Origin of the sequence: Ruegeria atlantica (genome assembly GCF_013032505.1) — a bacterium.
In the GTDB taxonomy this organism is placed as follows: domain Bacteria; phylum Pseudomonadota; class Alphaproteobacteria; order Rhodobacterales; family Rhodobacteraceae; genus Ruegeria; species Ruegeria atlantica_F.
Window position 1 is genome coordinate 599047 of the sequence record NZ_WQCG01000001.1, and the last position, 21912, is coordinate 620958.

At 57.0% G+C, this 21912-nt stretch carries 20 protein-coding genes; 11 read left to right on the forward strand and 9 right to left on the reverse strand.

All coding sequences use genetic code 11. The annotated features are described in order from the left end of the window. Positions 1-70: 70 nt before the first annotated feature. Both GOW92_RS02955 and GOW92_RS02960 read right to left on the reverse strand, forming a co-directional pair. Complete coding sequence (locus GOW92_RS02955; RefSeq protein WP_170557828.1) at positions 71-1015, reverse strand: LysR substrate-binding domain-containing protein; 945 nt, start codon at positions 1013-1015, stop codon at positions 71-73. A 2-nt stretch (positions 1016-1017) separates the two neighbouring features. Beyond that, the gene (locus GOW92_RS02960; RefSeq protein WP_170557829.1) at positions 1018-1791 is read right to left on the reverse strand and encodes an aspartate dehydrogenase; all 774 of its coding nucleotides are present in this window, start codon (positions 1789-1791) and stop codon (positions 1018-1020) included. Between the two features lie 145 nt (positions 1792-1936). Between GOW92_RS02960 and GOW92_RS02965 the strand changes: the two genes are divergently transcribed. The 5 genes from GOW92_RS02965 to GOW92_RS02985 all read left to right on the forward strand — a co-directional run bounded on the left by GOW92_RS02965 (position 1937) and on the right by GOW92_RS02985 (position 6381). Continuing rightward, positions 1937-2890 (forward strand): dihydrodipicolinate synthase family protein, encoded by a 954-nt coding sequence (locus tag GOW92_RS02965; protein ID WP_170557832.1) that lies wholly within the window; start codon positions 1937-1939, stop codon positions 2888-2890. Positions 2891-2985: 95 nt separating this feature from the next. Beyond that, positions 2986-3528 (forward strand): 3-hydroxyanthranilate 3,4-dioxygenase, encoded by a 543-nt coding sequence (locus GOW92_RS02970; protein ID WP_170557834.1) that lies wholly within the window; start codon positions 2986-2988, stop codon positions 3526-3528. A gap of 25 nt (positions 3529-3553) precedes the next feature. Continuing rightward, a complete protein-coding gene (locus GOW92_RS02975; protein WP_170557836.1) occupies positions 3554-4528 on the forward strand; it encodes a TRAP transporter substrate-binding protein in 975 nt (324 codons plus the stop codon). A 63-nt stretch (positions 4529-4591) separates the two neighbouring features. After that, entirely contained in the window at positions 4592-5125 is a 534-nt protein-coding gene (locus GOW92_RS02980; RefSeq protein ID WP_170557838.1) for a TRAP transporter small permease, read from the forward strand. Further along, positions 5122-6381 carry a TRAP transporter large permease gene (locus GOW92_RS02985; protein ID WP_170557840.1) on the forward strand — a complete coding sequence of 420 codons (1260 nt, stop codon included), beginning with the start codon at positions 5122-5124 and terminating at the stop codon, positions 6379-6381. Before GOW92_RS02980 ends, GOW92_RS02985 begins: the two co-directional genes overlap by 4 nt. A 131-nt stretch (positions 6382-6512) precedes the next feature. On the opposite strand, the gene preA is transcribed toward GOW92_RS02985, so the two are convergent. The 4 genes from preA to GOW92_RS03005 all read right to left on the reverse strand — a co-directional run bounded on the left by preA (position 6513) and on the right by GOW92_RS03005 (position 10845). Continuing rightward, complete coding sequence (gene preA, locus GOW92_RS02990; protein ID WP_170557842.1) at positions 6513-7817, reverse strand: NAD-dependent dihydropyrimidine dehydrogenase subunit PreA; 1305 nt, start codon at positions 7815-7817, stop codon at positions 6513-6515. Between the two features lie 18 nt (positions 7818-7835). Next, the gene (locus GOW92_RS02995; protein WP_170557845.1) at positions 7836-8672 is read right to left on the reverse strand and encodes a methyltransferase domain-containing protein; all 837 of its coding nucleotides are present in this window, start codon (positions 8670-8672) and stop codon (positions 7836-7838) included. A 46-nt stretch (positions 8673-8718) separates the two neighbouring features. Beyond that, positions 8719-10053 carry an NAD(P)-dependent oxidoreductase gene (locus GOW92_RS03000; protein WP_170557847.1) on the reverse strand — a complete coding sequence of 445 codons (1335 nt, stop codon included), beginning with the start codon at positions 10051-10053 and terminating at the stop codon, positions 8719-8721. A 159-nt stretch (positions 10054-10212) separates the two neighbouring features. Next, a complete protein-coding gene (locus tag GOW92_RS03005) occupies positions 10213-10845 on the reverse strand; it encodes a cupin domain-containing protein (RefSeq protein WP_170557849.1) in 633 nt (210 codons plus the stop codon). Positions 10846-11012: 167 nt separating this feature from the next. Between GOW92_RS03005 and GOW92_RS03010 the strand changes: the two genes are divergently transcribed. The 3 genes from GOW92_RS03010 to GOW92_RS03020 all read left to right on the forward strand — a co-directional run bounded on the left by GOW92_RS03010 (position 11013) and on the right by GOW92_RS03020 (position 14087). Further along, positions 11013-12008 (forward strand): hypothetical protein, encoded by a 996-nt coding sequence (locus GOW92_RS03010; RefSeq protein WP_170557851.1) that lies wholly within the window; start codon positions 11013-11015, stop codon positions 12006-12008. A gap of 72 nt (positions 12009-12080) precedes the next feature. After that, positions 12081-13373, forward strand: a complete 1293-nt coding sequence (locus GOW92_RS03015; RefSeq protein WP_170557853.1) for an O-acetylhomoserine aminocarboxypropyltransferase/cysteine synthase family protein — start codon at positions 12081-12083, stop codon at positions 13371-13373. Between the two features lie 3 nt (positions 13374-13376). Further along, positions 13377-14087 (forward strand): GNAT family N-acetyltransferase, encoded by a 711-nt coding sequence (locus GOW92_RS03020; protein ID WP_170557855.1) that lies wholly within the window; start codon positions 13377-13379, stop codon positions 14085-14087. A gap of 2 nt (positions 14088-14089) precedes the next feature. Here GOW92_RS03020 and GOW92_RS03025 read toward each other — a convergent pair whose 3' ends face one another. After that, a complete protein-coding gene (locus tag GOW92_RS03025) occupies positions 14090-14785 on the reverse strand; it encodes an SIMPL domain-containing protein (protein WP_170557857.1) in 696 nt (231 codons plus the stop codon). 164 nt (positions 14786-14949) lie between these two features. On the opposite strand from GOW92_RS03025, the gene GOW92_RS03030 reads away from it, so the two are divergent. Further along, positions 14950-17145 carry a hypothetical protein gene (locus tag GOW92_RS03030; protein WP_170557859.1) on the forward strand — a complete coding sequence of 732 codons (2196 nt, stop codon included), beginning with the start codon at positions 14950-14952 and terminating at the stop codon, positions 17143-17145. 59 nt (positions 17146-17204) lie between these two features. Here the strand turns inward: GOW92_RS03030 and hppD are convergent, their stop codons facing one another. After that, positions 17205-18302, reverse strand: a complete 1098-nt coding sequence (hppD, locus tag GOW92_RS03035) for a 4-hydroxyphenylpyruvate dioxygenase (protein ID WP_170557861.1) — start codon at positions 18300-18302, stop codon at positions 17205-17207. 146 nt (positions 18303-18448) lie between these two features. On the opposite strand from hppD, the gene GOW92_RS03040 reads away from it, so the two are divergent. Both GOW92_RS03040 and GOW92_RS03045 read left to right on the forward strand, forming a co-directional pair. Further along, positions 18449-18904: an Lrp/AsnC family transcriptional regulator gene (locus GOW92_RS03040; RefSeq protein ID WP_170557863.1), complete on the forward strand. Its 456-nt coding sequence runs from the start codon at positions 18449-18451 to the stop codon at positions 18902-18904. Between the two features lie 19 nt (positions 18905-18923). After that, positions 18924-20804 carry a monovalent cation:proton antiporter-2 (CPA2) family protein gene (locus GOW92_RS03045; protein WP_170557865.1) on the forward strand — a complete coding sequence of 627 codons (1881 nt, stop codon included), beginning with the start codon at positions 18924-18926 and terminating at the stop codon, positions 20802-20804. Positions 20805-20832: 28 nt separating this feature from the next. Here the strand turns inward: GOW92_RS03045 and cobT are convergent, their stop codons facing one another. Beyond that, a complete protein-coding gene (gene cobT / locus GOW92_RS03050; RefSeq protein ID WP_170557867.1) occupies positions 20833-21846 on the reverse strand; it encodes a nicotinate-nucleotide--dimethylbenzimidazole phosphoribosyltransferase in 1014 nt (337 codons plus the stop codon). Positions 21847-21912 lie beyond the last annotated feature (66 nt).

Genomic DNA, 21912 nt, shown 5'->3' on the forward strand with positions numbered 1-21912 from the left:
TCACGCAAAGGCTGGCATTACTTCAAGTGAATTGGGGGAATACTGATATCAATTTGGCGAATACCTGACCTCATTTCCGCTGCGCCGCCTCATGCAGCGCCGATTTGAAGGCCCGACCGGCGGGCGAAAGATCGGCATCTGCCCGAAACGAGACGCCAATCGGCCCTTGGCCAAATGGGACGTCCCAATCCAAAGGCGATAAGTAGCCGTGGGCGATGTCCTGCGAAACGACCTCGGCCGGCATTAGCCCGATCAGATCCCGCGACTGTAACAGGGCCCGGTTGGTCAGGTAGGACACGGATTCGATCATCACAGGCGGGACGTACTGCTGCTGACCAACGAAGAAATGATCAAGCTGACGCCGCAGCGTGGTTTCAAGCGGTGGCACAATCCAGCCAAAAGGTTTGATCTGCGCGAACGAGATGTTTTGACGTTCGGACAAGGGATGCTGATTGCCGACAATCGCCAGAATACGGTCTTCAAACAGCTTTTCCTGCCTGATCTTATCGCGATGCCGATGGGATGGCAGGCGCCCGACCACCATATCGATCTCGCCCGAAAGCAACCGTGGCATCAGGACTTCGTTCGTGCCTTCGTTAATCTTGATGGCCACGTTCGGACGGTCAGCGAGCAGGATTTCAATAGCCGTTGGCAGAAGGCTGGTCGAGGCTGCCAGTAGAGTTCCTACCACAACGCGGCCTGCATTTCCTTCGTTCAGGTCGTCCAGTTCCTGCGCGGCGTTCGAGACCTGCGCAAAGATCAGTTTGCCATGACGGATCAGGGTTTCTCCAAACACAGTCGGGATCACGCCCCGGTTGGTTCTGCTGAACAGCTTGACCTCAAAGTCCAGTTCAAGATCCTGAATCATCTTAGTTGCTGCGGGTTGAGAAATACCCAGCTCGCGTGCTGCGTTCTGGATGTTTCCATGTGCACCCACAGCAACCAGCAGGCGCAGTTGGCGCAGTTTCAGCCGGGTCAGGGCGCGATCGACGATGCGTGAGTGACGTCCCACCACGATCAGATCACAATTGGGTCCAGAAGCTGTTCGACCTTGGCCACCACGCTCATGGCCGCCAGGGCAGAACTGCGTGGATTGTCCGGCAGGGACTTCCCACTGATCTGGAAATGAAACCGCCCGAATTCGCCTTGGGCCTCGATCTCGTGAGTGTTGCCGTTGGCTGAAGGGTCCGCAATCAGTTGAACCTGCGTGTCATCGAACCCTAGCCCAGCCAAAGCGACTGCCGCCGCCACGTTTGCATTTTTGGGATAGTTCAGCGCGGCCTCGCGAGCGGTGCCACTGAAATGCGTTTCGGCCTTGGTGAGATTTGCGAGGTCTAACTTGTCCTCAGCCATTGAACCTTTCCAGCCCTGCGGTGGCTTGCGCCCGACATAGATAACCTTGTCCAACTTGCCGGTCGCAGCCGCACCAAGACAATCCAGCGCACCGATGGCGCCACTGGCCAGATGCAGTTTGGCCCCCGAGTCGCGAGCGGAGGACTCCAGTGCATCCGCGACCTGCCGGTCTGCCAATGCGCCGATGGATACGGTGACCATATCAATGCCACGGGACAAAACCGGAGGACCGTACTCCGCCAACGCCTGATGGCCCGCGCAGTCGATAACCAGTTCTGCCCTGGAAGTGAGATCATTTACAGAGCTCACAAATAAACCCGGGTCCTGCGAAACGCTACTTGCGCGAACCAGAACCGCATGAACTTGATGCCCTCGTGCCTGAATGGCATCCAGGACATGCTGCGCGATCGCGCCTTTTCCAATCAATCCAATCTTCATGCGGCAAACTTAACCCAGTGCCAAAGATTCCTAAATTGATATTCTATGGATATTCTAATTTCTGATATCCAATTCCCAGCTTTCGCATTGGATCAGACGATATGATCGGGCTTTCTTAGCAGGATAACCAAAAGGTCCGCCTGATATGAATTACTCTAAACACGATGCAAAAGCCTATGCGCGCGAGCACATGACCGGTATCTGGGCGGCGGCCCTGAACCCGTTCAACGAAGATTTGTCACTGGATGAGGCAGGCCTGAGGTCAAACATCCGCCACTGGATCGACGATCTGGATATTCAGGGCCTGTTCGTTGCGGGGAAACAGGGCGAGTTTTTTTCGATGAGCCTTGATGAGCGCAAGCGCAACTTTGAAATTGCGGTCGATGAATGCGCAGGCAAGGCCGGTGTGATCGTCTCGGTCTCGGACCAGAACATGGACACGGCGCTGGAACTGGCCCGCCATGCGCAGGATTGCGGAGCTGATTACATAGTTCTGCACGCGCCTGTCCTGAGCTTTGTTCAGGATCGTGGTGAAGTTCTTTACCAGTACTACAAACGGTTCTGCGATGAACTGGACATCGGGATCGCCATGTGGAGCCACCCTGACAGCGGCTACCTGATGCAGCCCGAAGAATGCGCGCGGATCGCTGAGCTGCCCAATATCGTGGCGATCAAATACTCAGTCCCACGTGAGATGTATGTGAAATTGACTCATATGGTTGGTGACAAAATCCATGTCTCAACCTCGGCCGAACATGAATGGTTGGACAATATTCTGGAGCTTGATTGGAAGTTGTACCTTTGCTCGTCCCCGCCCTATCAAATCCAGTCCAAGAACGATCAGCGCATGAATGAATACACGCGGCTGGCCTTTGCGGGAAAAGCAGACGAGGCGCGCAGAGTTTTTGACAGCCTGAACCCGGTTCGTGATGCGATAAAACGAACCAAACCTGCGGACAAACCCACAGCTTTCGGCAAGTACTGGCAAGAGCTGCTGGGGCAGACCGGAGGGCGCGTGCGGCCCCCGATGCTTGAACTGACGGATGCGGAAAAAGAGATCATCCGCAAAGGGTTCGAGGAATGCGGCTTAAAGCCCTAACCGCATCGATATAAGCAAATCGGATATCTAGATGCGGATAATTTCTTTGCGGTTATGAAAAAACCGGCCAAACTTCTGCAAACAGGGAGTGGGACATGTCGAAGTTAAAAGCTTTCAACTTTCAGAAATGGATTGATGAGCACCGTCACCTGCTGAAACCACCTGTCGGCAATCAGCAGGTCTGGGAGGATGCGGATCTTATGGTCACAGTCGTCGGCGGGCCGAACAAGCGCACCGATTATCACGACGACCCGGTTGAAGAGTTCTTCTACCAGCTTGAAGGCGACATGGTGCTGAAGCTGTATGACGGCGAGGAATTCTATGACGTTCCGATCCGGGAAGGTGAGATCTTTCTGCTGCCGCCGCATGTCCGCCATTCGCCACAAAGACCGCAGGAGGGTTCTATCGGATTGGTGATCGAACCGAAACGGCAGACAGGCGAGCTGGATGCGATCGAATGGTATTGCTTCGAATGCGGTACCCGCGTTCACAGGGCTGAGATGCAATTGCAGTCCATCGTCAAGGATTTGCCTCCGGTCTATGAAAAGTTCTATTCATCGGAAGAAGACCGAACATGCCCGAAATGCCAGACCGTGCATCCGGGAAAAGAGCCACCAGAGGGCTGGGTCACACTCTGACAAAAACAAAACAACAGGGAAGAACATGAAACATTTTGCTAAGATCGCCGCATCGGCTGCAGCGCTTGTTGTGACAACGCTGGCCGCACACGCAGATGAATTCCGTCTGGGCCTGATCACGCCACCTCCGCATATCTGGACTAAAGCTGCCGAGTCCTTTGGGGCCGAGCTGAACGAAGCTAGCGGTGGTGCGCATACCGTGTCCGTTTTCCCCGCTCGTCAGCTGGGAAATGAGGCGGAAATGCTGCAGCAATTGCAGACTGGTGCGCTGGACATGGCATTCATGACCGTGGCCGAAGTATCAAACCGCGCGCCCGAACTGGGGGCGTTTTACGCGCCGTATCTCGCAGATGATATCGGCCACGCGGGGCGCATCCTGCGTTCGGACACAGCCAAATCGATGCTGGAACCTCTGCCAGGCCAGGTGGGCGTTGTCGGCGTTGGTTACGGCATGGCCGGGCTGCGCCAGATCGTCAGCCGGGGTGATGTATCTTCTGCCGAGGACCTATCCGGTCTGAAATTGCGGATCACTCCGTTCACACCAATTTTGGATTTCTACAACGCGGTCGGAGCTGCTCCGACGCCGATGCCGCTGCCGGCGGTCTATGACGCGCTTGCCAATGGGCAGGTCGACGCCATTGATATGGATGCCGAGCTGATCTGGGTGCTGAAGTACTATGATCACGCCGACACTATTGTTCAGTCTGATCACATGATGTTCCCGATGGTCGGGCTGGTCTCGGCCAAGGTCTGGGCCGGATTGTCCGAGGAAGACCGCGCAATGATCGGTGAATTGATGGCAAAACACGTTGACAGCACCATCGACGCCTATGTTGCCAACGAAGCGAAGTGGCTGGAACAAATCGAAGGCACCGGCAAGGCCTATAAGAAAGTTGATGCCTCATTCTTCGGCGATGCGATTGAGGAGTGGAACGGCATCTGGTCTGAAAAGACCTCGTCCCTTGACGCGCTGCGGGAGACTGCGGCAGAAACCAAATAAAGTTGAACGTTTCAAGGAAAGGGCGCGGGTCGATCCTGCGCCCTTTTGTACAGGGGATCGGCGATGTTGTACCGACTGTCGGCTGCGTGGGCGCGGGTGGAATTGTGGTGTGCCGCAGCGCTTGCAGTTTGCGTCACTTTGTTGATCTTGCTGAACGTTGTGACCCGCACGGCTGGCAACGCACTGTTCTGGGTGGATGAACTGGCAATCTATGCCATGGTATGGATGACATTCCTTGGCGCATCCGCAGCGTTACATCACCGCAATTCGGTCTCGATCACTATCCTTGTGGATCTGGTTCCGCCTCAGGTCCGGGCAATCATCCAAAAAGTCGTCGATATCGTTGTCTTCATTTTTGCAATCGCGATGCTGTGGGTCTGCTGGCGCTGGTTTCTGCCTTTGGACATCGCACGCACTGGGTTCGACGCAATGGCTTTTCAGGGCAACACCTTCAACTTCATCTATGCTGAGCCGACCTCGACACTCGGGCTGCCAAAATTCCTGTTTTGGTTCGTGATGTGGCTATTTGCCTTGGGGGCCACGCTGCATTCGACAATGCATCTTGTGGCGCGCCCTGAACGAGGGTTGCAAGCATGAGTCCTATTGTCTTTCTGGCGACCCTGCTTTTGTCGGTCCCCGTCGCCATCGTGCTGGCGATCACCGCGATCTGGTACATCTGGGAAAGCGGGAACACGGTTCTTTATGACAGTTTCGCCCAGAAGATGTTTGGCGGGCTGGAAAACTACGGCCTGCTGGCTATCCCGCTCTTCATGCTGACCGGAGAATTGATGAACGAAGGTGGCATGACCCGTCGATTGGTCGCCTTGGCGCGCGTTTTCGTGGGCGGGTTTCGGGGTGGGCTGGCCTATATCAACCTGCTGGCGAACATGTTCATGGCCGCCATCATCGGTTCGGCGACCGCACAGATCGCTGTGATGTCCCGCGCCATGGTCCCCGCGATGGAGGAAGAGGGCTATAGCAAGGGCTTCGCCGCCGCCACAACAGCCGCCGGAGGCCTTTTGGCGCCGGTCATCCCGCCGTCAATGATGTTCGTCATCTTCGGCGTTCTGGCGCAGATACCCATCGGTGACATGTTTATAGCCGGGATCATTCCCGGATTGCTTTTGGCCGGAGCTTTTGCACTGGTAATCACGTTAATTGGTTGGGTTCAGCAATTCCCCAAGGGTGTCTGGATGTCCCGCAAAGACGCCGTACAAGCCCTGATCGCCGCCCTGCCCGCCATGCTGATCCCGGTTTCGATCATCGGCGGCATTCTGTTCGGAATTGCAACGCCAACGGAATCCGCCGCCATCGCCTCGCTGATCGCATTTCTGGTTGGTTGGCTGATTTACGGAGATCTGAAGCCGCAGAATCTGGGCGAGATGTTCAAGCGAACAGCCGCAAATGCGTCGATGATCCTGTTCATGATCGCTGCGGCCAGCGTGTTTGGCTGGGTCATCATTTACGAGGAAATACCGCAGCAGCTAGCCGGGTTGATCACATCCATCACATCCAACCCGTTCATGTTTCTGTTAATCGTCAATGCCGCCCTGCTGTTGGTAGGGATGGTGATCGATGGTATCGCCGCAATAATTCTGATCACACCCATTCTATTGCCGATTGCAACCGGGTCCTACGATATCAGCCCCTATCAATTCGGCGTGGTTGTGTGCTTGAATCTGGTTCTTGGCTTGCTGACACCGCCCGTCGGGATTGGCCTGTATATCGCCTCATCCATGAGCGGCACGACCCCCGGAGCAATTCTGAAATCGCTTTGGCCGTTCCTGATTGCAGTGGCTGCTGTTTTAATTCTGCTCAGCTATGCTCCGATCTTGTCGACCTACCTGATCTAGCGAAACGAGATGAAGCTGCGGGTCTCTGGAGACGCAGTTAAGTTGGGGCAATAACCACAATTCACGTGGTCAACAGCACAATTGGTAAGGGGCCCACGTTTTGGGGCCCCTTCTTGCTTTTAGTAAGCAAATTACTCGGCAGCTTTGGCCATCGGGTTGTTAGGATGCGTCGTCCAATTCGCATATTCCGGCTGAACTTCCAGCCCTGTACGCGGATCAACCTCGCCCGCGGCCATTGGCACCATTGAGATACATCCATCAACTGGGCAAACGTCTACGCACAAGTTACAGGCCACGCATTCGTCATCCATCACCTCGAACACCCGGTCATCGGACATCGAGATCGCCTGGTGGCTGGTGTCTTCACATGCCGCATAGCAGCGACCACACTTGATACACTGGTCCTGGTCGATCTTAGCTTTTGCCACGTAGTTCAGGTTCAGGTATTGCCAGTCGGTCACGTTTGGAACCGCGCGACCGATAATCTCGGACACGTTTGTGTACCCTTTTTCATCCATCCACTTGGACAGACCTGCAGTCAGTTCGTCGATGATCTTAAAGCCATAGGTCATAGCTGCAGTACACACCTGGACGTTTCCACAGCCCAGAGACATGAACTCTGCCGCATCGCGCCATGTGGTCACGCCGCCAATGCCGGAAATCGGTAGGCCATGAGTGGTTTCGGCGCGCGCGATCTCGGACACCATCGAAAGGGCAATTGGCTTGACCGCCGGGCCACAATACCCGCCGTGGCTGCCCTTGCCATCAATCGACGGTTCCGGGCTGAACGTGTCCAGATCAACGCTGGTGATCGAATTGATCGTATTGATCAGTGACACCGCATCCGCGCCACCGTTTTTCGCCGCCTCGGCAGGTTTACGGATATCGGTGATGTTTGGTGTCAGCTTCACAATCACAGGCCGGTCATAGTATTTCTTGCACCAGCGGGTGACCATCTCGATATATTCCGGAACTTGCCCCACGGCGGCGCCCATTCCACGTTCGCTCATCCCGTGCGGGCAGCCGAAGTTCAGTTCAATCCCGTCCGCGCCGGTTTCTTCGACACGCGGCAGGATAGCTTTCCAGGCCTCTTCCTCGCAGGGCACCATGATCGACGCGATCAGCGCGCGATCCGGGTAGTCGGCCTTGACCCGCGCCATTTCCTCGAGGTTTACCTCAAGCGGGCGGTCCGTGATCAGTTCGATGTTGTTCAGCCCCAGCAATCGACGATCCGCACCATAGATCGCTCCGTAGCGCGGCCCGTTTACGTTCACAACCGGCGGCCCTTCAGACCCAAGAGTTTTCCAGACGACACCGCCCCACCCGGCCTCGAATGCGCGGCGCACGTTGTATTCCTTGTCTGTCGGCGGTGCCGAGGCCAGCCAGTAAGGATTGGGGCTGGAAATGCCCAAAAAGTTTGTTGTCAGATCGGCCATGGCTTCTCCCTTCCCGGCTCAGCCGGTTTTCTTGAATATCATTTCGGTCGGACGAATACGCCCGGCCTTGAGGTTTTTGACGTAGTTTTGGAATTTTTCAGGCGCCGTCTCGCCCATCATCAGGTGGATGCCCAAGGGGGCTGGCCCGCTTTCAGCGGTGCGCGCGAAGACTTCCTCGAAAAACTTCAGTGCGAACTCTGTGCGGTCGGTCTCGGCGGCCAATTCCAGACCGGCGGCACCCGCGGCGTCCTTGTAGACCTGCGGTGCATGTACAAACGAGGTTTCGGACACCGTTGACCAAGGCAGCGGGAAGGACAGCGGTTCGTCCACATCCCCGCCCATCACATCGAACAGGGCAAATGTCCCGCCCGTAGCCAGCGCGCGCGAAACTTCTGCGAACAGCCCGGCCTTATCTTCAATGTTCATGCCCACATGCAACATGACGGCAAGGTCAAATCCGGCATCCGGCACCGGCATGTCCAAAGCACTTCCGACGTGAAAACTGGCCTTGTCGGAATGCCCGACCAGATCGCTGAGGGCGGTAGCTGTTTCAACGAATTCTGGCGTCAGATCGACGCCGGTCACTGTCGAGTCGTAGCGATCCACGATGTACCGCGACGTGCCACCTATGCCGCATCCCACGTCCAAAACGCGCGTTGCATGGGTCGGTGACAATTGCGCAAACAGGTTGTCTGTCGCCAGAACGCCGCCTGTGTGGAACTCATCCCCCGCCTTCAGATCGGCCACAGTGGCCGCGTCCGGGTCGATCCCACTTGCCTCAAGCGCCGCGCGCACGCGGTCGGTCAAAGCTCCGGTGGTATAGTGTTGGGCAACGGCTTGTTCGATCTGGGACATGGGAATACCTCAGCAGCGACAGGAATGGGGTGAATACCCCACCCTATCACGAAACCAGAGTTGCGTGGATGTCCATCGCGGCATCACGGCCCTCGGCCACTGCGGTCACGGTCAGGTCTTCGCCTCCCGCCGCACAGTCGCCCCCGGCCCAGACACCCGCCATCGAAGTCCGTCCAGCCCCGGTCACAGCGATCTTATTGCCGTCCAGTTCCAGACCTTCCGGCGCGCCGTCCAGCTTTTGGCCAATGGCCTTGAGCACCTGATCTGCAGGCAAGCGGATCATTTCCCCGGTGCCGGTCAGTTGCCCATCGTGGCTGGTGGTATATTCCAACTCAATCTCGACCGCGGCCCCGTTTCCATGGATGGCCACAGGTTGCACATTGGTCATGATCTTGACGCCGTGTGAGGCTGCGAGGTCCTGTTCGTACCGGCTGGCCCCCATCGCGTCGCGTCCACGGCGATAGGCAATGGTGACATGTTCGGCACCCAACAGTTTCGACTTCACCGCAGCGTCCACTGCAGTCATGCCGCCGCCGATGACGACCACGTTGCGACCTACGGGCAAATCAACCAGATCAGAGGCCTGACGCACGTCCGAAATGAAATCAACAGCGAAGCGAACACCATCTTTTTCCGCCCCATCTGCGCGCAAGGCATTCACCCCGGCAAGACCGATAGACAGAAACACTGCATCATAGTTCTCGGCTAGCCCTTTCAGCGAGATCCCCTCTCCCAGAACTGAACCGGTCTCAATCGAGATTCCGCCGATTTCCAGCAGCCAATCCACCTCGGCTTGAGCAAAATCATTAGTCGATTTATACGCCGCGATCCCGTATTCGTTCAGGCCGCCCGGCTTTGGGCGGCTTTCGTGGATCACCACGTCATTACCCAGCATCGCCAGCCGGTGCGCGCAGGCCAGACCCGCTGGCCCTGCCCCGATCACAGCAACCGTTTTGCCCGTCGGCGCAGCCCTTTCAAACGGATGGCGTCCGGCAACCATGACGCTGTCCGTTGCGTAACGTTGCAAACGACCGATCTCTACCGGCTGCCCTTCGGCAGTTTCGCGCACACAGGCCTCTTCGCACAATGTCTCAGTGGGACAGACGCGGGCGCACATACCACCGAGGATATTTTGTGCCATGATGGTTTCGCCGGCAGCTTCGGGCTGACCGGCCTGAATCTGGCGCATGAACAGCGGAATGTCGATGTCCGTCGGACAGGCTGTGACGCATGGCGCATCGTAACAAAAATAACACCGATCTGCTGCCACGGCGGCCTCATGCGGGGCCAATGGCGGATGCAAATCCGTAAAATTCGATGTCAGCTCTTCGCTGGATAGCCGACCGGAGACAATGCCGGAGGCAATCTGGCCCTGTGCCATCGCTCTACTCCCTGTAGATATGTTCGTTATGGCTTCAGCTTGCCACAAAGTAATTTTTTATCAAATGGTAAAATTTGCCAATTGGTCAAAAAATGAATAAACCGGACCATTCAATCCGGTTTTCCTTTGTTTATGCCCATTTTTCGTGCGGTAGACGTATCACACCATCTGAGACAAATGGCCAGATTTGGTCCAAACACGCGCCCCGGAAGCCCCGGCTACAGCGGTCGACCGCGTGCCTGGCGCCAACCTCAACCAGTCCCAGACGTTGAAATCTTCTTCAGATTCCCTCAGCGAACCTTCGATCACAAACAGCTCTAACCCCTGCGACGCGTCCAGATTCAACACCTCACCCGCCCCAAGATTGAACACCCGGACATCTTCATGCGCGTCTTTGAACAGTTGAGTGTTCCCCTGACCATTGATCGAACGGCGCACCTCGGTCCGGTCGTCGGGGTCAAACTGATGCAGCTTCACTAAGATTGTGGCGCCTTCTTTGGCCGAAGGTGTGTGCGACGAGGTCGGAGGGTTTCTCACATAACTGCCGACCGGGAAATCTCCGGTTTCGTCCTGAAAAACGCCGTCTAAAACCAGATATTCTTCTCCCCCGTCGTGAGTATGGGCCGAAAACGCGCTGCCCGGTGCAAAACGGACGATTGTCGTTGCACGGGCAACCTCTTCGCCGATGCGATCCAGCATCTTGCGTTCGACACCGGCAGCGGGGGACTCGACCCATTCAGTCTGGTCGAAATGAACTGCAACACGTTTGGTGAAATCTGCGTTGATCCTCATGGGGGCACTCCTGAACGGGGACGTGTCAATTACATGGTGTTGCGCCGACAGTTTTCAAATTGCGCGCATCACATCTGGTTTTGACGGGCGCACCTGCTTACTGTACGTCCGAAAAGAAACCCGAGCAGCGCCGGCCAACGGCAAACACAATAACTGAAAGTCAACGGATGCAGGCCAACGCCCCGAAATTCAACATCCTAATCATCGGGCAAAACAACCGGCTGCAATACGAAGCGCTTTTGTTCGCCGCATCACTGCGGCACTGCAGCCCTGATTTTTCCGGCCGCCTGTTTGTGGCGGCCCCCAAACCCGGACCGAACTGGCCGCAGGACCCTGGTATTCAGGACGAGGATCTGCTGAAAGCGTTGCGCCAGTTGGATGCCGAGATCCTGCCCTTCGAAAACAGGGTATTCGGTGCCAGCTACCCCTATGGCAACAAGATCGAAGCATTGCTGGCCATGCCCGAAGGCGAGCCTTTCGTGTTTTTCGACAGTGACACATTGATCACTGGAGATCTGAACAGCGTGCCTTTCGATTTCGATAAACCGAGCGCATCGCTTAGGGTCGAAGGAACGTGGCCCAAGCCAACCCTCTACGGCCCCGGCCTGGATGGGATCTGGAAGGCGCTGTACGACAAGTTCGGATTGGATTTCGCCAGCTCACTGGATACCAGCCAACCGGTGGATTACTGGCGGCGCTATTTGTATTTCAATGCCGGTTACTTCTTCTACTCCTGCCCGCGTAGGTTTGGAGAACGCTTTCTGGACTATGCCCGCACGATCCGCGACGGCGAGATTCCCGAAATGGCCGGTCAAAACCTTGACCCCTGGCTGGATCAGGCAGCTTTACCGCTGGTGATCCATTCGTTTGGTGGCAACCGAAACTCCCTGCCTGCAGGATTTCTGGACGGGTCGGTCAGCTGTCACTATCGCCTGTTCCCCCTGCTCTACGCCCGTGAAAGCGATCATACTGTCGAGGTGCTGGAAACCGTGGTTGCGCCCAACCGGGTCAAAAAGGTGCTGAAGGGATATGATCCGATCAAGAAGCTGGTGTTGCAGCGCAAGGGTCATAAAATCCGGGACATGTTCGACCGCGACGACCTTCCAAAACGCGAGCAGGTTATTCGCAACACGATACGCAAGAATGGTCTTTGGATGCGCTGACAGGAATGTTGTCTGCGCGCGCTCAATCGCCTAGAGATTCAGCAACAAGCATTCCAACAGGAGATTTCCAAGATGTCTGACGGCCCCACCTACGGTTTTGACACGCTTCAAATTCACGCGGGCGCGCGACCCGATCCTGCGACTGGCGCCCGTCAGACACCGATCTATCAGACGACAGCCTATGTGTTCCGCGATGCCGACCACGCGGCGGCTCTGTTCAACCTGCAAGAGGTCGGCTTCATCTATTCGCGCCTGACCAACCCGACCGTGGCGGTTCTGCAAGAACGCGTTGCCACGCTGGAAGGTGGTGTGGGCGCGGTATGCTGCTCGTCCGGTCACGCTGCGCAGATCATGGCGTTGTTTCCGCTGATGGGTCCGGGCTGCAATGTCGTCGCATCTACCCGCCTGTACGGCGGCACGGTCACACAGTTCAGCCAGACCATCAAGCGGTTCGGCTGGTCGGCCAAGTTCGTCGACACCGACGATCTGGACGCCGTGAAAGACGCCATCGACGAAAACACCCGCGCTGTGTTCTGTGAATCGATTGCCAACCCCGGTGGCTATGTCACAGATATCCGCGCGCTGGCGGATGTTGCGGACGCCGCAGGCATCCCGCTGATCGTCGACAACACCTCGGCCACGCCCTACCTGTGCCGCCCGATCGAGCACGGTGCGACGCTGGTCGTACATTCGACCACCAAGTACCTGACCGGCAACGGGACCGTCACCGGCGGCTGCATCGTGGATTCGGGCAAGTTCGACTGGTCGGCGAATGACAAGTTCCCCTCGCTCAGCGAACCGGAGCAGGCGTATCACGGGCTTAAATTCCATGAGACCTTCGGCCCGCTGGCGTTTACTTTCCACGGGATTGCCATTGGCCTGCGCGATCTGGGCATGACCATGAACCCGCAGGCGGCACACTATACGCTGATGGGGATCGAAACCCTGTCCCTGCGGATGGAGCGGCATGTCGAAAACGCGCAAAAGATCGCCGCGTGGCTCGAGGCAGATGACCGGGTGGAATACGTGACGTACGCGGGACTGCCCTCTTCCCCCTACCACGACCGGGTAAAGGCACAATATAAGAAGGGCGCTGGCGCGCTGTTCACCTTTGCGGTCAAGGGTGGCTATGATGCCTGTATCAAGCTGGTCAACGCGCTAGAGATCTTCAGCCACGTAGCCAACCTGGGCGACGCACGCTCGCTGATCATTCACTCGGCTTCGACCACGCACCGTCAGCTGACCCCGGAACAGCAAGAAGCCGCGGGCGCTGGCCCGGGTGTTGTGCGCGTGTCCATTGGCATCGAAGACGCTGATGACCTGATCGCCGATCTTGATCAGGCACTGTCCAAAGCGTCCGCTTAAATAATGAGCGGGCACGACACAAACGATCTGGGTCAACCCATCGGATTGCCGGTTTCGGGTGAGTTCCCTCGCCCAACACCGCCCTACACGCCGATGGAAGGTCGGTTTTGCTCCGTCGTGCCGCTGGACGTGAACAGACATGCGCCCGGATTGTTCCGGGCGTTTGCCAACGACACGGATGGTCACAACTGGACCTACCTGCCCTATGGGCCATTCGAAAGCGAGCGCGCGTTTGAGGATTGGGCGCGGGCGACCTGCATGGACGCTGACCCGATGTTTCACACGGTTCTGGATACGAACGAAGTTCCAGTGGGCATGGCTTCGTTTTTGAGAATCACCCCTGCCTCGGGTGTTGTCGAGGTCGGGCACATCCACTTCTCGCCCTTATTGCAACGCAGCCCACAATCGACGGAAACCATGTATCTGATGATGCGCCGCGTTTTCGATGAGTTGGGCTATCGCCGTTATGAATGGAAATGCGACGCCTTAAACGCACCATCCTGTCGCGCCGCCGAGCGGTTAGGCTTCAGCTACGAAGGTACATTCCGACAGGCCACCCACTACAAAGGCCGTAACAGAGACACGGCGTGGTATTCCATCATCGACAGCGAGTGGCCGCGCATCCGCAACGCCTTTGAAGCGTGGCTATCGCCGGACAACTTCGACCAAGCGGGCCAACAAAGACAACATTTGAAGGCCCGCGCAAACGTCTGAGGTTACTCAGAGATTTCAAATTCCATGGTGACTGTGACCGAAACGGACACCTCACCTCCCGCCACAGGTACACCCCCAGAATCCGCGGCACTGAATTCTCGCATCATGGCAACGGGACGCGCACCACCGACTTGTTCGCTGATCTCCTGAACCGGCCCAAGCGTCACGTTTGCAGCCTGTGCCAACTGTTCGGCCTTGGCGGTCGCTTCGGCTACGGCGTTTGCGCGCGCCTGCGCTTGCAGCGGTTTCGGATCCTGTACACCAAAGCTTAGCCCGCCAAAGTCATTGGCCCCGTCCTGGATGACTGCATCCATGATTGTACCAAGCTGTGTCAGGTCACGCACACGCACCACCACTCGGTTCGAGGCGACAAATCCCGAAATTTCGGGCCGGTCGCCGCTTGCGCTGTTACGATTGTTCCAGACCGGCGACAAAGACACGTCGCGGGTCTGCACATCACGCGTTTCGATGCCCAGCTCCTGCAACCGGCTTAGGACTTGAGTCACCGATTCCGAAGTGGCCTTCATAGCGTTCGAGGCCTGCGCGTCCTCGTTGGTTACGCCCAGAGTTATGGTCGCCATATCGGGCGTAGCCTGCACGGTTCCCGCTGCGTCAACGGTGATGCGACGTTCTTCCGCATGTGCCAGGCCTGCGACTGACATCGACAAAACTGCAGCTAGAAAAGCGATTTTATTCAAGGTCTTCCCTCCAATTTGCTTTTCTCCAACATGGGGTGGCGAGGGTCTGCCGAACAAGGGGAAAGACCGGCTTTTTCTTTCCCTCGGCGGGATCCTGCTTTAATGTCACTCTGCGGACGACAGATCGTTTGCACAGATGCTGACAACTATGGTTTTTCCGGATTATGAAACCCGCCTTTGCGCTGTCTTTTTCTTCGACCGGAATATCCTTGCACCACCATTCGGATGGTGATTGGTACTGCATTGGCGAGGTTTCTCTGGATGCGCCTGACCTGAATGCACAGATCATCGCATTGCGAGATCAAGGCTTTAATCTGGAAAACGACCTGAACTGCAAGCTGTTGATACCGGCAGACCAGGTGCGTTTTTTATCTGTGTCGACAGAGGGTTTAAGCCCGGAAGAAAGCGCTGAGAAAGCTCAGTCGGAGCTGACCGATGCCACCCCCTACGCGCTGGATGAGCTCGCTTTTGACACCGTAACCGTGGGTTCCACAACCCATGTTGCTGCCGTCGCAAGACAAACTCTGGCGGAGGCGCAAGCATTTGCCGCCGATCACGGATTTGTTCCCGTCCAGTACTCAACCCCGATCGAAGATCAGGTATTTCCGTCCGAACCACTCTTTGAAATCAACGCCCCCGAAACGGCCGCTGCGGCTGAACCGGCTGAGGTGGAAAAACCCGACAAGAACGCTGCGACCGAACCGGCTGAGGCAGATGAACCCGACAAGGCCGAGGCGGCCGAACCGGCTGGGGTAGATGCACCCGACAAGACCGAGGCGACCGAACCGGCTGGGGTAGATGCACCCGACAAGACCGAGGCGACCGAACCGGCTGGGGTAGATGAACCCGAAAAGGCCGAGCCGGCTCCCGCGGTTCACGCGATTGCGGCTTCCGAGACCCCGACGGAGTTTCGTTCAACGCCCACCCCGAACACCGCAGCGGATACAAATCCCGCCCCCCAATTCAGCCGTTATGCTATCCCCGCGGCAGCGGCAGCCGTGGTTGCAGGCATCGCGGTAACAGTTTGGTCCCTGACAGGAACAGACGAAGTCGAACCCGCAGTGGCAGAGGTCGCTTCAGTCGAAGAGGTGCTGCCAAGCTCGTCCGTCGACGATCAAATCACTTCGCCAGCAGAGCTTGAGGACGCACCACAGCTTACTGAGGTTCCGCAGACTGAAACGGATCAAGAACGAGATGCGGATCTGTCGGCAACGGATGCTGCAATTCTTGAGGCTTTGAATACCGCGCCGACATCAATCGAACTGACCGATCAGGAACCGGAGCTTGCCGCCGTTGCACCCGATGAGGCACAGCAGGATCAAGCCGATGCAGACTCAAGTCCTGATCTCATCACAACTGATCCCGCGGTTCTTGAAGCGTTGAATGTGGCCCCGACCACCGTCGAACCGGTCGAGCGGGAGCCTGAACCAGCAGAAGACCTCGCACAAGCCGACATCAAAATCGTTGCGCCCGCACCTTTACCCGACCCGGACCTGCAGCCGACTGAGGACTTGTATCTGGCGTCCCTGGACAGCACTGATTTGTCGCAGGACGCGGTGGCGCTGCCCCCCGTAAGCAGCTTTGAAACAGATCTTCCGTTTGAACAGAACGCCCTGCCCGCACAGGCAGGCGTCCAGTTTGATCTGGACGAACGCGGCCTGGTCACGCCCTCAGCCGAAGGAACCCTGAACCCGGACGGGGTGGTCGTTTATCTTGGCCGGCCCGCCAAGGTTCCCCCTGCAGTACCGGTTCGGTTCGAGCAAGAGCCGATTGAAGAAGATCCAACAGCCCGCTTAGCGCAGAAACGGCCAAATCCACGTCCCGCCAATTTGCTGGAAAGCTTCGAGCGCCAGCAACTTGGCGGACGCACGCGCGAGGAATTGGCGGTTCTGCGTCCGAAACTGCGGCCGGATTCGTTGCAAAGCAGCCCCCAGATTGACGAAACGCCAACGGCTTTGGCAGTTGTGCGTGTGCCACGCCCCAAACCACGACCAGCCGGACTGACCCGCCCTGCCAGCACAAACACCGCCAATCTTGGGTCGACGGCGGCGGTCAACCAAAACTCGGACGAGGCTGGTTCATTCCAGCCAAAGACTGTGGCGCCCAAAATCCCTTCGACCGCTTCGGTGGCGCGTCAGGCGACCATCGACAACGCGATCAACCTGCGCAAGCTGAACCTGATCGGGGTTTACGGGACGCCGGCCAACCGACGCGCCCTGGTTCGGTTACCCAGTGGTCGATACAAAAAGCTGAAAGTCGGAGACAGGCTGGACGGCGGCAGTGTCATCGCCATTGGCGATAGCGAGTTGCGGTACCAAAAGCGCGGCAGAAACGTGACACTGAAAATGCCGCGGAGCTAAGTATGAAAAAGGCGGCCGAGGGATAAACCTGACCGCCATTTTCGGCTTAACTTACTTCATTAAGCAGCTGAAATTTCGCCGCTTTCGATTTGTTCACGTTCGATGGACTCGAACAGGGCCTGAAAATTCCCTTCACCAAACCCATCATCGCCTTTGCGTTGAATGAACTCGAAAAAGATCGGACCGATCACGGTTTTTGAGAAGATCTGCAACAAGATACGTGTCTCGCCGCCGTCAAGAACGCCTTCGCCATCAATCAGGATGCCGTGCTTGATCATCCGGTCCAGCGGTTCATCATGATCCACAACCCGATCCTTGGACATGTCGTAGTACGCCTGGTTCGGCCCCGGCATAAACTTCAGACCTTTTTCCGCAATCGCATCGGTCGAGGCGTAGATGTCTTCGCTACCCACTGCGATATGCTGAATGCCCTCACCTTTGTATTTCTTGAGGTAAGACACGATCTGCCCGGTTTCGCCCCGGTCTTCGTTGATAGGAATACGGATACGACCGCATGGCGACGTCAGTGCGCGGCTGTAGAGGCCAGTGAACTTGCCCTGAATGTCAAAGAACCGGATTTCGCGGAAGTTGAACAAGTCCTCGTAGAACTTGAACCACTTGTCCATATTGCCCTTGTAGACATTGTGGGTCAGGTGATCGAGGTAATAGAACCCGTCACCGCGCGGTTTCGACTGGGTGGTCCAGTTGAACTCGTGATTGTAAGGCGATGTTTCGTAATACTGATCGATGAAATAGATCAGCGATCCGCCGATGCCTTTGATTGCCGGGACGTCCATGGTTTTGTCGGCCGCATCGTAAGGCTCGGCACCTTTGGAAACAGCGTGCTCATAAGCTTTCTGCGCGTCCACAACGCGCCAGCCCATCGCCGGTGCGCATGGGCCGTGCTGTTCCACGAACTTGGCGGCAAAGCTTTCGGGGTCGGCATTCAGGATATAGGTCACGTCGCCCTGTTGCCACAGTTCAACAAGAGTATTGTCCTTATGGTGTCCGACCAGTTCGAAACCCATCTTGGCGAAAAGATCGCGCAACTCCTGCGGTTCAGGATGGGCGAATTCCACAAATTCGAACCCATCGGTTCCGGCGGGGTTTTCAGGGCTGATGACAGATTTCGGGGCGTTATGCGGGAAAGGTCCCATGGCGCGTCTCCGTAAAAACAGGAATTTCTTTGCTGATTCCAAAATACGCCTTACCAAGCGCTGTTTCTGCGCATAGTTTTCGTGTAAACTATGATCACATGCGCAATTCGCGCATATTTGTTAAAGAATATGGAGAAAATCCGCATATGCTGGATTCCACCGATACGCGTCTGCTGTCTGCCTTGCAAAAGGACGCACATCTGACCGCGCATCAATTGGGTGAAATGCTGAACTTGTCACCAAGCCAGGCCGGGCGTCGCCGTCAGCGGCTTGAGGCCGAGGGCTATATCACCGGCTATGCCGCGCGGCTGGATCCGCTCAGGCTGGGTTTGCAGGTTCAAGGCTTCATACAGGTTCATTTGGGCACTCATGGCCCGGAACAATCCGAGAGCTTTGCTCGCATGGTCAACACCCGCCCCGAAATCACCAGCGCCTGGACGATGACCGGAGAGGCAGATTATCTGCTGCACGTCTATTGCGACGATCTTTCCGCGCTCAACCGCTTGCTTCACCAGGTGATACTGCCGCATCCTGCGGTGGCACGGGTTCAAAGCCAGATCGTGATGGACCAACTTAAACGCGACGCGCCGTTGCCCACCTGACCGGACCGAGAGGACAAAAATGGACGATTTCCTTTACCAGGCTTCGATCTATCTGGCTGCCGCCGTGATCGCTGTGCCCCTATCGGCACGTCTGGGGTTAGGTTCTGTTCTGGGTTATCTGGCCGCTGGCATCGTCATCGGCCCTGTCTTCGGTCTTGTGGGGGCCGAGACTGAAAGTCTGCAGCACGTGGCCGAATTCGGCGTGGTCATGATGCTGTTCCTGATCGGACTAGAGCTTGAACCGCGCGCCCTTTGGGACATGCGAGACCGACTTCTTGGACTGGGCGGTCTGCAGGTGTTGCTGTCCACCGCTGTCATCGCCGCCGTGGCCATTTATGCAAACCACCCATGGTCGGTCGCCCTGGCCGTAGGGTTAACCTTATCTCTGTCATCGACAGCGATTGTGTTGCAGACGTTGTCGGAAAAAGGGTTGATGCAGACAAATGGAGGGCGGGCGACGTTTTCGGTCCTGTTGACACAGGACATCGCAGTCATCCCTATTCTGGCGATGCTGCCGTTATTGGCGCTGCCTGCCATGCCTCATATCGAAAGCGACGGATCAATCGATCGCGGCGCGGACGCACTCCATGACGCGGGCCATCACAGCTTGTCACTGGTCGAAGGTTTGCCAGGCTGGGCTGTTACGCTGGTCACCATCGGCGCTGTTGCCTTTGTCATTCTGGCCGGTATCTACCTGACGCGCCCACTGTTCCGCTTCATCCACGCAACCCGGCTGCGCGAAATGTACACAGCGCTGGCATTGATGATCGTCGTGGGAATTTCCTTCCTGATGACCCTTGTTGGGCTGTCTCCTGCTTTGGGCGCGTTTCTTGCGGGTGTTGTTCTGGCCAGTTCGGAATTCCGCCACGAAATGGAAAGCGACCTTGAGCCATTCAAAGGCCTGTTCTTAGGCCTGTTCTTCATCACGGTCGGCGCTGGGATTGATGTCGGTTACTTTTTCAACGACCCGCTTGATCTGATCGGTCTTGCGTTGCTGGTCATACTGGCAAAGGGCATCATCCTGTTTTTGGTCGGCCGCGCGTTCCGGCTGCGTGGTCGGGATCACTGGCTGTTCACACTGGGTCTGGCGCAGGCAGGCGAATTCGGCTTTGTGCTGTTGGCTTTCTCGACGCAGCAAAACGTCATCCCACCGGATTTGTCGCAAAAACTGCTGATGATCATCGCCCTGACAATGCTGATCACCCCGCTGTTGTTCATCATCTATGATCTGATGTCGCGCCGAATGGGCGAAGGCGCCGCGGAAGTCGAACCTGATGAAATCGACGAGAAAGGCCCTGTGATAATCGCCGGGATTGGTCGTTTTGGTCAGATCGTTAATCGGCTTGTTCGCGCCAGCGGCTTCAAAACCGTCGTTCTGGACCACGATATCGAGACAATCCAGTTGATGCGGCGGTTCGGCGTCAAGGGTTTTTTGGGTGATCCCACGCGGCCAGAACTGTTGCGTGCCGCCGGGCTTGAAAAAGCTTCTGTTCTGGTCGCTGCGATGGATGACCCCAAGCAGGTCACGCGGTTGGTTGGCTTTGCCCGGCGTCAGCGACCGGATTTGCATATCGTGGCCCGCGCACGTGATCGCACCCATGTCTACCAATTGTACCAGGCCGGGGCGGATGACATTGTCCGCGAGATGTTCGACGGATCGCTGCGAGCGGGCCGCTATGTTTTAGAAAACGTAGGTCTGAGCGAATACGAGGCGGCGCAGGCCGAGCAGACATTCTATCACCACGACCGCGCCTCTGTGCGTGATCTGGCAGAGCTGTGGATTCCCGGAATGCCAACCGCTGACAACAAAAAGTACATCGAGCGGGCACGGCAGCTTGAGAAAGACCTGGAAACCGAGCTGTTGGAACTGGCCGAGAAACACGCAAAGAAATCAGCCTGACCCGGTCTTGCCGGATCAGGCGGTTCGATCAACCGTCCGAAACACCTGCTTCGGCAAATGTCGCCATTCCGGAATGGCACGCGACGGCACTTTTGAGGATATTGATGGCCAGTGCCCCACCAGAGGCTTCGCCCAGGCGCAATCCGAGGCTCAACAGCGGCTCTTTACCCAATTTGGCCAATACGGCCGCGTGGGCACCTTCGGCGCTTTGGTGGCCTGCGACCGTGTGATCTAAGGCACCTTCGGCCACGCCTGCCAGACAGGCTGCAGCCGCCGAACAAATAAAGCCGTCAAGAATGACCGGAATGCGCAACGCCCGCGCAGCTGCGATGGCTCCGGCCATAGCCGCGATTTCGCGCCCGCCCAGACAGCGCAGGATTTCCAGCCCGTCGCGTGAACCGGCATGCAAGGCGACGCCTTCAGCCACAACACGGGTTTTGTTGGCCAGACCGGCGTCATCAACACCTGTGCCGCGTCCGGTCCAATCGGTCGCCTCCCCCCCGAACAGGGCGCAGGCGATGGCAGCCGCCGGGGTGGTGTTGCCGATCCCCATCTCTCCGACAACCAGCAAGTCGGCGCTTGGATCAACGGCAGTCCAACCCACGCGCAACGCCGCGAGCAGTTCGTCCTCGGACATAGCTGGGCCTGAGGTGAAATCAGCCGTGGGTCGGTTCAAATCCAGCGCGTGCACATTCATGGTCGCACCAGCGGCTTTGGCCAATTGATTAATCGCCGCGCCTCCATGTTCAAAATTCATGACCATTTGAACGGTTACTTCTGGCGGAAAGGCGGAAACACCTTGCGCCGTAACGCCATGATTGCCCGCAAACACGATGACTTGGGGAGCAGAGATCTGCGGTCGGGCGTCCCCGCGCCAGCCGGCATACCAAATCGCCAAATCCTCGAGCCGGCCCAAAGCACCGGGGGGTTTGGTCAGTTGTCCATTGCGCTCGGCAGCACCTTGCAGCGCGGTTCCATCCGGTCCTGGAGCGTTGCTCAGAGCCTCGCGAAGAGAATTCAGGTCTTTTAGTTCGGGCAGCATCGAAAGCCTCGTTGCATCAGAGTGGTCCTGTGTGTTTAACCGAAGCGTCCGATCCAACAAGACCCT